Annotated in this window: 11 protein-coding genes and 1 riboswitch; of the genes, 4 read left to right on the forward strand and 7 right to left on the reverse strand. The window is 50.7% G+C overall.

The annotated features are described in order from the left end of the window. Nucleotides 1-79: 79 nt before the first annotated feature. Both ACXX82_RS01415 and ACXX82_RS01420 read left to right on the forward strand, forming a co-directional pair. Nucleotides 80-1,135, forward strand: coding sequence for a sugar phosphate isomerase/epimerase family protein (locus ACXX82_RS01415; RefSeq protein WP_322239327.1), 1,056 nt, complete (start codon nt 80-82; stop codon nt 1,133-1,135). A 44-nt stretch (nt 1,136-1,179) separates the two neighbouring features. Continuing rightward, the gene (locus ACXX82_RS01420; protein ID WP_458562240.1) at nt 1,180-2,331 is read left to right on the forward strand and encodes a Gfo/Idh/MocA family protein; all 1,152 of its coding nucleotides are present in this window, start codon (nt 1,180-1,182) and stop codon (nt 2,329-2,331) included. Between the two features lie 230 nt (nt 2,332-2,561). Here ACXX82_RS01420 and ACXX82_RS01425 read toward each other — a convergent pair whose 3' ends face one another. After that, complete coding sequence (locus ACXX82_RS01425; RefSeq protein WP_458562241.1) at nt 2,562-4,709, reverse strand: RICIN domain-containing protein; 2,148 nt, start codon at nt 4,707-4,709, stop codon at nt 2,562-2,564. A 341-nt stretch (nt 4,710-5,050) separates the two neighbouring features. Here ACXX82_RS01425 and ACXX82_RS01430 point away from each other — a divergent pair, with 341 nt between their 5' ends. Further along, nucleotides 5,051-5,668 (forward strand): GNAT family protein, encoded by a 618-nt coding sequence (locus ACXX82_RS01430; protein WP_458562242.1) that lies wholly within the window; start codon nt 5,051-5,053, stop codon nt 5,666-5,668. Between the two features lie 18 nt (nt 5,669-5,686). Here ACXX82_RS01430 and ACXX82_RS01435 read toward each other — a convergent pair whose 3' ends face one another. The 3 genes from ACXX82_RS01435 to ACXX82_RS01445 all read right to left on the reverse strand — a co-directional run bounded on the left by ACXX82_RS01435 (nt 5,687) and on the right by ACXX82_RS01445 (nt 8,588). Next, on the reverse strand, nt 5,687-6,601 hold the full coding sequence (locus tag ACXX82_RS01435) for a cobalamin-binding protein (RefSeq protein WP_322239335.1): 915 nt from the start codon (nt 6,599-6,601) through the stop codon (nt 5,687-5,689). Nucleotides 6,602-6,765: 164 nt separating this feature from the next. Continuing rightward, the gene (locus tag ACXX82_RS01440) at nt 6,766-7,551 is read right to left on the reverse strand and encodes an ABC transporter ATP-binding protein (protein ID WP_322239337.1); all 786 of its coding nucleotides are present in this window, start codon (nt 7,549-7,551) and stop codon (nt 6,766-6,768) included. After that, a complete protein-coding gene (locus ACXX82_RS01445; RefSeq protein ID WP_322239338.1) occupies nt 7,548-8,588 on the reverse strand; it encodes a FecCD family ABC transporter permease in 1,041 nt (346 codons plus the stop codon). Before ACXX82_RS01445 ends, ACXX82_RS01440 begins: the two co-directional genes overlap by 4 nt. 106 nt (nt 8,589-8,694) lie before the next feature. On the opposite strand from ACXX82_RS01445, the gene ACXX82_RS01450 reads away from it, so the two are divergent. After that, complete coding sequence (locus ACXX82_RS01450) at nt 8,695-9,012, forward strand: hypothetical protein (protein ID WP_458562243.1); 318 nt, start codon at nt 8,695-8,697, stop codon at nt 9,010-9,012. A 216-nt stretch (nt 9,013-9,228) separates the two neighbouring features. Here ACXX82_RS01450 and ACXX82_RS01455 read toward each other — a convergent pair whose 3' ends face one another. The 3 genes from ACXX82_RS01455 to ACXX82_RS01465 form a co-directional block, all read right to left on the reverse strand. After that, nucleotides 9,229-11,130 carry a TonB-dependent receptor domain-containing protein gene (locus tag ACXX82_RS01455; protein ID WP_458562244.1) on the reverse strand — a complete coding sequence of 634 codons (1,902 nt, stop codon included), beginning with the start codon at nt 11,128-11,130 and terminating at the stop codon, nt 9,229-9,231. A gap of 149 nt (nt 11,131-11,279) precedes the next feature. Further along, a riboswitch (cobalamin riboswitch) is annotated at nt 11,280-11,579 on the reverse strand. A 62-nt stretch (nt 11,580-11,641) separates the two neighbouring features. Further along, a complete protein-coding gene (locus ACXX82_RS01460; protein ID WP_458562245.1) occupies nt 11,642-12,277 on the reverse strand; it encodes a histidine phosphatase family protein in 636 nt (211 codons plus the stop codon). Nucleotides 12,278-12,290: 13 nt separating this feature from the next. Continuing rightward, nucleotides 12,291-13,109 (reverse strand): adenosylcobinamide-GDP ribazoletransferase, encoded by an 819-nt coding sequence (locus ACXX82_RS01465; RefSeq protein ID WP_322240708.1) that lies wholly within the window; start codon nt 13,107-13,109, stop codon nt 12,291-12,293. Nucleotides 13,110-13,115: the final 6 nt, after the last annotated feature.

The following is a 13,115-nucleotide window of genomic DNA, read 5'->3' on the forward strand; positions in this document are numbered from 1 at the left end:
GGATACAGGACCGCATGATGGGCGTGACATCAGGTCCTGTATCCACCGTTTTAACAATGCTAAACAAAGAGGATTAACCATGAAAACGATCAAAGGGCCAGCCATTTTTCTCGCCCAGTTCATGGGTGACAAAGCACCATTCGATACACTTTCCCATCTGGCTGCATGGGCCGCCGGTCTGGGATATAAAGGTATTCAGTTGCCAACCGACCCGCGCCTGTTTGACCTGACGCTAGGCGCGAAGAGTCAAACCTACTGTGATGACATCACAGGATTACTGGCGCAACATGGATTAACGATTACCGAATTATCGACCCATTTACAAGGCCAGCTCGTCGCAGTGCATCCGGCTTACGATCCTTTATTCGACAACTTTGCAGCGCCGCATGTGCGCGGCAATCCCGCGGCGCGGACTGCATGGGCCATCGAACAGTTAACACTCGCAGCAACGTCATCTCAACGTCTCGGCTTAAGCGCCCATGTGACTTTTTCAGGGGCACTGGCGTGGCCTTATTTATATCCATGGCCGCAGCGTCCAGCGGGTCTGGTGGAAACAGCATTTGCTGAGTTGGCTCGGCGTTGGCGTCCTATTCTGGATGCGTTCGATGCCGCTGGTGTTGACCTTTGCTACGAGTTACATCCCGGTGAGGATCTCCATGATGGCGTCAGTTTTGAACGTTTTCTTGATGCCGTTGACCAGCATCCTCGAGCCAGCATTTTGTATGATCCCAGCCATTTTCTGTTGCAACAACTCGATTACCTTGCTTTCATCGATATCTATCACGACCGGATTAAGGCTTTCCATGTCAAGGATGCAGAATTTCGTCCAAATGGTAAACAAGGCGTGTACGGTGGCTTTTCGTCCTGGCAAGATCGTGCCGGACGTTTTCGCTCACTCGGTGACGGGCAAATTGATTTCAACGCAATCTTCTCCAAAATGGCGCAATATGATTTTCCTGGTTGGGCGGTGTTGGAGTGGGAATGCTGCTTAAAGCATCCCGAGGACGGCGCAGCAGAAGGAGCGGAATTTATTCGACGTCATATTATTCATGTGGCAGACCGCGCTTTCGATGATTTCGCGGGTGGCGCAGTCAAACAGGATCAAATCAATCAATTGCTTGGGCTAGTACGCTAGAGCTGCAAAATACGACCACATAATTTTGGTAAAAAGGAACAGAAATGCAACGACGTTTAAGACTAGGAATGGTGGGCGGCGGCCAAGGCGCGTTCATCGGTTCGGTGCATCGGATTGCCGCCCGCCTCGACGATTACTATGAGTTGGTGGCGGGCGCATTATCCAGTGACCCGACGCGCGCTGCCAATAGTGCTACCGAGATTCGCCTCGACCCAAGCCGCAGCTATAGCGACTATCAAGAAATGGCGCGGCAGGAAGCCGCACGACCGGATGGCATTGACGTCGTCACCATCGTCACACCAAACTTTTTACACGCCCCGGTAGCAAGAGCATTTCTGGAAGCTGGTATCCACGTCATTTGCGACAAGCCTTTAGCTATTTCACTCAAGGAAGGCCAGGAACTTGCTACACTCGCACAACAAAAAAATCGTGTCTTTGCACTCACTCACACTTACACCGGCTATCCAATGGTGCGCCATGCCAAAGCGCTGGTCGAAGCAGGTGACATCGGTGACCCAAGACTGATACAGGTCGAGTATTCACAGGATTGGCTAGCCGCCTCTATTGGCAGCGCCAATACCGGCGCTGCCGACAACTGGCATAACGATCCGTTACGCTCAGGTCCCGGTGGGACGCTGGCCGATGTCGGCACGCATGCCTATCAACTGGCGCAATATATTAGCGGTCAAACACCCACTCAACTGCTGGCTGAACTATCTACTTTCGTACCCGGACGTCCTATCGACGACCACGTACAAGTCATGCTGCGCTACGCCAACGGCGCGCGCGGCACGTTGTGGGCGAGTCAGGTCGCCACCGGCGCTGAAAATGCCTTACGTTTGCGTTTATACGGCAGCAAAGCCCAACTCGCCTTCAACCAGGAAAATCCAAACGAGTTATGGATCACGCCGCAAGGCGGTAACGCCCAGCGCCTTACCCCGGGCCGGGCCGCCAGTGCCGCCGCCGCGCATGCCACACGGGTTCCCGCCGGTCATCCGGAAGGTTACATAGAAGCCTTCGCCCAATTGTATGTGGATACCGCCTTACAGATTACGGCGATCAACGCAGGTCTACCCATTCCCGAAGCGACACGCTGGCTGACAAACGTCAATGATGGCGTCGCCGGGATGGCATTTATTGAGGCCGTCATTCGTAGCCATCAAAATGATGCGCAGTGGACGGATATTGCACGCTGAAAGGATGCGATTAAAACATGAATGACAGTTGTATTCCGCCTTAAAATAATCGGAATAACAATACTTTTCCCGCATAAAAAACAGATTTAATTAATTGGTACTGATCGCGGATACGCCGCGTCACAACATACTATTTATGATGAAATAAAATTGTATTTCCAACCCGTAGATTTAAAAATACCGGTGGCGATGTCCACCGGTATGGGACTTCTTTGACATATTCGCCAATATCAGATGTCATCCGGTTCCGGTGAATGCAACGCTTCCTGACCATCACGCTCGGCCTTCATTCTCTCCAGTTCCTGAAGATTGTTCTCAACCCATTTTGCTAAATCCCCCGTCGGATCTCCGCCCTGACGTATCTGCTCTACAACTTCAGCGATATCATGCTCAGCCTTTTCAATACGCCGATCAAGGTCAGATTTTTCGTGATCACGACGATTGGAGCCAACTCTACTAAACTGCCATAGTTGCGCCAGAGTATTGTTCGCCTTGAAAAGTTGCAGTTTTCTGTAGTTATCCAGCCGCCCATCTGTCACATCCAATTGTTTTCCATAGTTGCCGCTTAGCCTGTAGGAACCGTGGAAACTTGGGTCTATATTCCACTTAAAGTTATGCCAGGATGATGCTGCCACTACATCAATAGTGACAGGGATACTATCCCCGGCGCGGTCATCTGCATGCAACATGCAATGAGGGGCATAATCCACAGTTAAGAAATAAACTCTTGTAAAAGCAGTTTTAAACCCTAGAACCCAATGTTGATTATTCCCACCAGTATAGGGATACTGAACAACAGGCGTTCCCGGCCCTTTTTCACCCCCTAGAACGTCCATTACTTTTCCGCTAAGTCGACTGGTAATAACATATTTAGCTCCAGTTACCAATGGTACAAATTCCGTGAACACAAATGACTGGGAACTGCTGTTGTCACGGACCCTGATTCTGTATCCCTCCTCCGTTCCAGAAAAACCGGTCAGTATCCCGAAGGGATGGCCATGAAGAGTTCCTCCGGCCACCAGAATATAAGAACGCTTATCCTGACTGAGTACCAAGCGCCAATACCGAAATCTATCGACAGGATCGGTAACATTCAGCGAGCGCACCGAAACCGTGGAGTTGTAATAGCCCCAGGCCAATATGCAATCGCCACCTACCTTGTCTTTTTTCATGTTATGCAGCACATATAAACCATCAAACTCACCGCCTTTCACCTTTTTGATCCGCCACTGCTGGGATCTATCCCGAATAAAATTTGGCTTTAACCCAAGTAGAGTGCCGAATATAATGCCGTGTGATGGGGTATCTACATAACCCAGCGCGTCCCCGCTATTCTTGCACTCAGAAATAATATACGTTTTGCCTTCCTCGGGAGTTTCAGTCGAGAATCTCCAGGGATCCGGCTGCGGCCTGTTGGGCGTATCTTTTCCACCAAACAACCAGTCACACCCGTAAGCCAAGCCGCCTATCAAATTACCTAAGGCTTCGCCTGCCACACCACTTTTCCACCGATCACTAGCCGGTCCCCAAACATAATCCGGCCTGTTAATTGCACTTGTGGGAGGCTTTTTACCGAGTGATGCATAAAACCCCTTCTCGTAGAGATCACATTTACCGCTGCCTGGAATTTGACCTATCTTCAGCACATCATCGCCAACACAAAAGGCAATGATCGCATGGTTATTTTGTCCAAATCCGCCACCACTATCCATGTAAGCATTATCCTCCCCGCCCACGGGCCAACCCGGTATAAACCATTCATTGCCCCATGTATCAAGCGCGGTCACATCAAAGTCTCGATGACCGTTATTTGTCTCTATCGCGTAATAGGCCGTCTCCCACATCCTTTTTTTACAGGACAACTTGAGGTTACAAATAAAAGTATTAGTCTTGGGATCGAAGACCTCAAAGTGGAGAACGCCAGAGACGTGCCCCGAATTACCGACATTCACCGAATTCCACAGAACATAGCTTCTCGCCTGTCCTGGGCCGACCGTCCCGGATGGCGGACCAATCTTCACCATCTTGCCAGCAGCCTCATCCCAGATCGCCCAGTCGCCGCTAAACTTCTCTACTCGTACGATCCGCATATCATAAGCAGTACTGTTATAGATGATGACTTCACGTATGCGCATCATGACTGTGGTCATACGAATCGTCCCACCGGTCTGCGCCAGATCCACGATCGTGAGGGGAGCGTTACCCGAATGGAGCCAGATGTCCACGTAAGGACTCACGCTATTGAGGTAAGGATCGTTGGGGTCCGCAACACGCTTGACGTTAGGATCAAAATGGGGATCGACGCTAGTGTCAACACATGGCGTAATGGCATGACCATGGGGCAATCGAAGCTTGGTATCGTCGGCATTTGAAGTCATTGAACACCTCGTCTATAAGGGTAATCTGATTAATAACTGTGTCAAGTTGCGATCACAGATTAAGCGAAAAATTTCTCACGTGCAAGTATTTGCACTATGCGTTGACAATATTGTCAGGTAACACATATCGATACGCAGCAATTGAAAACGACGAACACACACCAAATACACGACGACCATCACACCAAGATAACAAGTTGAACTTAACGATATCTGCACCAGGTTTTCTTAATTTCAATCGAACCCGAATCGATCTAAAAACAAGGCCCGATGAGGCTAAGCGCAAGTGAAAAACCGTTTAACTTATACTGATTGACGATAAACTTTATAGGAATCAAAATATGATCGTAACTTCTAGTGCTTTTCCATTGTTTTATTCAAAATATGCCGAGCTAGAGCCACCGGCGGAGAATCCTATTAGCGAGGTTGATCGTGTTACGTTGACTCATGCTCTGCGCTCGATGCAAGAAAGCATCACGCAACATTGGCAGCAACAAGGTAAAAGTATTGGGGAAGCCAACGACCCTGACGACGACCAGCTGCAGTGGAGCGCCAGAGTCGAAGCTGCAAGATTTATGTGCGGAGTCTGTTCTGTTTTACCGCCCGCTGACACTCAACTCTTATACAGTGTGGATCAGGTGCCAGTGGGAGCACTAACCATGCTTCATCGACAGGAGGCCTTGAATGTTCCGTATGTAGAAATTTTTGTTACGCATCCGGGCAGCAGCGGTGCCGGAGCAGCGCTGTTAGAGCGGGCTGTAAAAAAATCAATGGAAATCGGGGGACTTGGACAACTGATGCTCTCGCCGATAGACAGTGCCATTCCTGCATATGAAGCACTTGGCTTTTCAAAAATACCTGAAGGTATGTTTCTTGATCCTGCCGAAAGTGAAAAATGGCATCTTTTTGGCGACGCATGGAGACTCGTTAATGGTGTCGGTGAAGTTAAAACTGGCTAAAGTATTTCACAAGCCACATTAAGGCTGACCTCGACGAGAGCGCGCTAATGCCAGCTTCTCACATAGAACAACGGTACCGTCGATCAATCGCGGACCTGCTCGATTCATCAGATCGGCATCGATACCGAATAAATTGTTGCGATGAACTGCCAGCAAGCCAGAATAGCTGCGCCAATAATCGAGGTCACTTTCATCATCTTTCCGTTGTCCACTTATGAGTACCTCTGGATTTTCAACCAGCACGGCTTCTATATTAACGACTGGTGCTGTCACTGACAGATGGGCGAAGATATTTTCTCCGCCGCATACGTTGATCGCATCGCTGACAATCTGGCTGCCGTTGAGCGTATACAGCGGGCGACTCCATACCTGATAAAAAACTCGGACGCGAGGACGTTTCTGGTATTTAAAAGCGAGAGCGTCAATTTTTTCACCTAGCGCGGCTGCCTCTTTTTCTGCGTCACCAGTTGTGCCTAATAGTCGGCCTAGACGGATGATGCTGTCCGGGATATCGCGCAACTTGCGTGGGTCGCTGTAAAATAATGGGATGCCGAGTTTTCGTAATTGTTCCAATTGACGATCGGCACTGTTATGTCGCCATACCACCAATAAATCCGGTTTGAGCGCAATCAACCGCTCTATGTCCAGCAGGCTGTTGTCACCTATTCGAGGAATACTTTTTGCAGCAACCGGATAATCGCTGTACTTGACTGTACCGACTATTCGGGACCCACCACCGGCGGCAAATATTAATTCCGTAATATGCGGGGCCATTGTCACTACGCGCAAAGCTGGCTGCGCTAACGTGATGATATTGCCTGCGTCATCTTTGACTATAATAGCCGCTCCTGAAGCATTTACTATGACTGAAAGTTGCACACTGATGAGCAATACCGTCATTAAGAAAATACGCTTTACGATGTTCGGTTTCACAATAATATTCCGATATACAAAATTATTAACGCCCGAAAGTTTTTAGCGCCACGTTTAGAAGTAGAAGCATCGTGTAGGAATGTAACGAGCAATGAATCAACTACATTTATTTATAGAAAATTTTTTCTCGACACTTAGATGGAAACCGACCCATTACATACGCGCTACGCAGGAATAAAAATAGACCGATTTTCGTGCGTGATGATCTCGATCGGATGCCCTAAACATTGGCTCAGAATTGGTGCTGTCATCACCTCGGCAACCGGCCCGGCACGCCAACCTCCATCTCCCATCAGCAGCAGCGCATGACTCGCCACGCTATGCGCCAGATTCAAGTCGTGGCTTACCATTACGATGGCTTTGGGCGACTCACTGTTCGCGCACAGTTCGTCCAATAAACGCATCACGCTAACCTGATGCGCCAGATCCAGCGCATTCGCAGGCTCGTCGAGCAATAATAACGGCGTATCCTGCGCCAACACAGCGGCAATCGCCACCCGCTGACGCTCGCCACCGGACAAGGTACGAATATCACGTTCGGCAAGTGCTTCTACATCCAGCGCTCTTAACGCACTTAAAGCGGTTTCCTGATCAGTATCGGATTCCCAATAGCGGGTATCGTGATACGGATGCCGCGCCGCCAATACGGTTTCAATCACGCGATAACCGAAGGCGTCACGCGTTCCTTGTGGCAAAAACGCGCGAACCCGCGCCAGCCCTTCCAACGCCCATTGTGATAACGGTTTTTCAGCCAGTTCCACTACCCCGCCATCGGGCAAGCGCAAACCTGCCAGACAGCGCAAAAATGTACTCTTCCCAGCCCCGTTGCGACCGATCACACACCAAAGCTGGCCAGGATGCAGATCCCAATCCAAACCCGCGACCAGCGCACGACCCTCGATAGTTAAATCGACAGACCGGGTGCGCATCAGTGTTGGAGATGTCATCATCGTTTGCGAATGTGGTGCAGTTGTAATAGAAATGCCGGCACGCCGATCAAGGCCGTAATCACGCCGACCGGCAATTGTGTTGGCGCAATAACAGTACGCGCCAATGTATCCGCCAACAAGAGAAACGTGCCACCGGCAATGGTCGCAGCAGGCAACAACAAACGGTGATCCGGTCCCAGCGCAAACCGACACGCATGCGGCACAATCAACCCGACAAACCCAATCGCGCCCGCGCTACTCACCGTGCAAGCAGTCAATAAGGCCGCACAAAAGAACAACCCCTTACGTAACGACGCCACATGAATCCCCAACGTCGCCGCCGCCTCTGCCTGCATGACCATGACGTTAATATGCCGTGCTTTGCGTAAAGCAAAAATAAGTGCACCGCTCAAAACAATCCAAGGCAACCAGCGCAATTGCGTCCCCGACAAATCGCCGATCAACCAAAACACCATACTACGCAACCGACTATCCGGCGCAATCGACAGCATCAACGTCACCAAAGCACCGCAACCCGAAGCCACAATCACGCCAGTCAACAACAGCAACGGCGCGTTACCATCCGAAATCCCACCCCGCAAATCCCGATAAGCCAAACCAAACAACAGCAACGCCACAACAATCGCACCCGCAAACGCCGCCACATCAATCATCCACGCCGCACTAAAAAAAAGCATCGCAAACAACGCCCCAACCGCCGCCCCACCAGAAACCCCCAGCACATAAGGATCAGCCAAAGGATTACGCAACAACGCCTGCATCATCACCCCAGCCAAAGCCAACATCGCCCCAGTCACAAACCCAGACAAAGCCCGCTCCAACCGCAACTGCAACAAAGTCGCCGCCATACTTTTAGGTGCACCACGCAACACCTCACTCAAAGCGCCAAAAATATCAGAAAAAGACAACGTCACCGAACCAACCGCACAAGCAAAAACAATACTAACCAACGCCAACAAACCCAACCCACCCAACACCAAAATCGCCCGCCGCCCATCCCGCGACCCACGCGTAGAAGAAATTGACGATTTTTTCAAAGCTCCACTATTAATCACGCAATCTTTCAAACACAAAAAAATAATTCAAAACAAAACCCAAATATCAAAACCGTCAATACCAACGCAATCGCCGGTGCAGCCACAGTTGACGTTGCCTTTGAACTTGCAGGCGCAGCCACAGTTGACGTTGCCTTTGAACTTGCAGGCGCAGCCACAGTTGACGTTGCCTTTGAACTTACAGGCGCAGCCACAGTTGACGTTGCTCTTGAACTTGCAGGCGCAGCAACAGTTGACGTTGCTCTTGAACTTGCAGGCGCAGCCACAGTTGACGTTGCTCTTGAACTTGCAGGCGCAGCCACAGTTGACGTTGCGGTTGTTCTTGAAGTTGAAGTTGACGTACTCCGTCATGGACGCTGCCAAGTATTTCAGCTGTCAGTCGGGAATTGTTGGAAGACATGTTTGAGCGTAGCGAGTTGGTCTTTCAACCCGACTGGCGGCTGAAATACTTGGGGACCCGCAGGGCAGCGTCAGTTGCGGTCGCCTTCTTTTTGGTTACTTTTTCTTGGCGGGGGCGCCGAGCCGAAGCAAGAAAAAGTAACTAGCTGTCGGGCTACCCCCGACAAGCCCCCACGGAGCAAAAGCCCCCCAACCTACCGACTACCGACCACACCCCAGCCAATCACCGAAACCCATACCGAACACCCAAAAACAAACTACTCCCAGCAGTCCCATAATACCGCGCCAACTCATAATCCTTATTGAGCACATTATTCCACCGCCCAAACAAAGACCACTTCCCAGTCAAATCAACACTAGCATACAAGTTAACCAAACTATACCCACCCAAAACAACCTGATTATCCCCATCATCGTACCGCTTACCAGACACCACCATCTCAACACCAGACTTCAACGCCCCAACCCCATACTCAAGCGCCACCGTTCCATGCTGCCGCGCACGCCGAGCCAGCAACTTCCCACTAGTATCATCCCGCGGATTCTGCACATCCAGCGAACCACGCAAAGCAAAATTACCCAACTTAGTACTGCCGCCAAAAGAAACCCCCTCAAGCGTCGCCTTATCAACGTTATAAGCACAACCATAAGGATGGCTATCCGGCTCAACCGGACAAGTCGTAGTCGAGACGATCAAATCAGTTATTTTGTTGTGATAGTAAGAAATATTTAACTGCGAAGTCCCATTGTCATACACCAACCCCACCTCCGCATTCTTACCTTTTTCCGGTTTGTTCGCCGCAACACCATAACCGGGGTAATACAACTCATTGAAAGTCGGCGCACGAAAACTAGTGCCATAACTGACATTAGCCCGCCAGTCCTGGTTCAAACGATAGCCATACCCAAGACTACCAGTCGCATGCGTACCAAATTGCGAGCTATTATCATTCCGGATACTAACGGTCGCCAGATGATCTCCACGCTTCAACTGGTACGATGCAGCAACCGAATTGGTCGTCCGGTCACCAGACAAACCGGTGGCAGAAACCTCCTCCTCACGTCGCTCAGCCAACAACTGCAAGACGTCTGTCCCGATGAACAAATCATTTTGCCAGCTGTAATTATTCTGCTTAGTCGTTACATCGCTGATCCCATCCGGCTGATCGCTGCTGATATAAGTCGATTTATCGGTAGTTTGCGACACCTGAACCTTACTATTCCACCAAGGCAGAATCTGGTTTTTCGAATACACAGCCACATTTTCAAGTTTTTGCACGACACGCGTGTCGAAATCCGAACCATCGTCGTACTGCGCATTCAACCGGCTTTGCAAAAAGGTCACGCCAACTTCCTGGCCCTTTGCCAGCTCCAACCCAAACTGTCCGCTGGCACTATCTTTTTTGTAGCCGTCTTTATCTGGATTATAAGAACTATACGGCGAAGGGTCTGGCTTAGTCGCTGAAAACCCATCTGCATTTTCATGCGCCACCGATATAGCGTAACTAAAACGATGGTCGCCTTCGGTCGCGCCAGAAATACTCGCATCCATTGTGCGGGTACCATAGCTGCCGGCACCGGCAGATGCAGTCAAACGCGGCGCGCCCGAACCTTTCTTGGTAAAAATTTGAATCACGCCACCCATTGCGTCAGCGCCATAAAAACTACTCAAAGGGCCATACACGATTTCGATGTGATCAATTTGTGACAATGGAATGCTGGACCATGTAGCGCCGCCGGTCGTGGAAGACCCGACACGGACGCCATCGATTAATACTATATTTTGATTATTAGCTGCACCGCGCATGAATACCGATGCCGAAGTACCAGGACCGCCGTTAGCAGTGATTTCAATTCCACGTTGCTTTTGCAGCAGTTCAACCAGCGAGGTTTGTCCCGATAGCGCAATGTCTTCGGCAGAAATCGTCACGTTGTCGCTGATCACATCACTGGCTTTTTGTGGCGTGCGTGTTGCTGTGACTAGAACGGGCTCTAGTGACTTATCCGAGGCTTCCTGAGCAAAACTGGATGCGGAAAAAGTAGAAATAATAAGCGTAGAAAGGCACAAAGGCCCAATCATTCGCGCAGCGCGGCGCGGATGGGTCGGTGAAACAGTTAGGGTCATGATAATTTAAGCAAGAAAACAACCACCAGCTCGCCTCCCCGCGCGCTGGATTCAAAAGAAATACCTCCGCAAGACATTGCACTGAACAATCAATCCAGCAAAGTTGCCGGATCGCATTTCGCGACAGATCGTCCGTACCGCCTTAAAAGTAGTTCCACCTGCTACTGGCCGGTATCCGGGCTACCAAGTCCAACTGCCTTACCTTCCCGCGCGAAACACAGTGGTGTTAGAGGCAGCTTGTCACATTGTGTAATCAATATTTTGCAGCAACTACGCTGCAATTATCGGCCATAGTGAATAGGCCGACATTAACCGGTCATTCAACCAGTCATTCATTAAGCAAATTGAGACGCTTGTTTTCCGTTGCGGGGGCAGCACACGTATCGCGTGTTTCCCGTTTAACTGCGAACACAGCCGTGTTCGCGAGCACCAAAAGCACCGGCATTCTAATATTCATCTGCCTTTACAGCAACAATAAATCTTCGAATCCGCGTGCAAAATCCCAGCGAAATCAGCAGATTAGCGAAATCACTTCGCCGTAACCGATCTTATGGGCTGCGTTGGCAGCCTTTCGCGCAATATCCGCAATCGCCCTTGGCGCTCCGATTGGCATGGAAGCCTCCTGGGCTAAGGCATGGCAGGCTAAAAGGAGGCGAATAGTCCCTGCATGGCAAATGACGGCAACATCATCGCCATTGTTGTTATTTTCGCCACTGTTCGGTGATGGTGAATGAAGTCGCGGCAACGCACGATAAAACGCATCCACGCGTGCCGCCATCTGCATCACGCTTTCTCCACCACCCGGTCGATAGTCAATCACCGCGCCCGCCCATGCATCGATCTCATCACGCGGGATATCCTGCCAGGATTGCATTTCCCATTTTCCAAAGTCCAGTTCCACTAGACGGTGATCAAGAGTCGGTGCCGGCCAACCCGGTTGTCGCGACAAACTATCCGCCAACCCCGCGCATCGAAGGAGCGGACTAGAAAACATCAGGACCGGCTTTGGCAGTACCTTTATCAATTGATGCAACACACGCGTATTTTCTTCTTCGGATACAAGGAGGTCAGAACGCCCGTAGCACAAGTCGGATACAGCTCCTGGCGTGCTCGGCTTCGGATGACGCACAAGATGGAGTTGCATCATTATCTTAAGTACATCATTTTAAAAGCGGCATGGCAGCCAATAAACCAAGGTAAAAGGTCACTTCTGCCACCTGCTGCACGGCACCCAGACAGTCGCCGGTATAACCGCCAATGCGCTTAACGAAAAAGCGGGCGAGCCACAAGGTAGCAATAGCGCTACACACCAGACCAGCGGCTATCCCCGCCCAAGGCGCCCAACCCAAAACACCGATTGCCAATAAAGGTAACGCAGCGAAAGCCATCGCCACGCCACATTCAGGTCCGGACATCTGCTCTGCCAATGGTTTTGCCTTGCCCTCGGCTTTGACATACGTCAGCCGCCAAATCAAACTACTCGCCATCAAACGGGAAATAGGATGGGCCGTTAGTAACGCTGCCACGACCGCCCAGAACGGCAGGCTCACGAGTAACGTGAATTTCAAACCGAGCATCGACACCATGCCGATGACACCATATGCACCAACCCGTGAATCCTTCATAATCTCAAGAATACGGGCGGCAGTATAACCACCGCCAAAACCATCACAGCTATCAGCAAAGCCATCTTCGTGGAACGCACCGGTCAGATAAATGCCGCCAATGGTCGATAGCAACACCGCCACCGCGGGCGGCCACACATGGGCCGCCGCCGCATAAATCGCTGCCGTCACAGCACCCACAACAATCCCCACCGCCGAAAAATAACGCGAAGCTTGCTGTAACCATGCGGGATCGAACCCAACCCAGCCGGGAATGGGCAGTCGCGTAAAGAATTGCAGCGCAACGAAGAATAACCGCACTTGATGGGTGATTGCTTTGGTCAGACTACGCGAGCGTAACGCACTGGGTCGCATGCTGGA

This window comes from Glaciimonas sp. GNP009 (assembly GCF_054343755.1).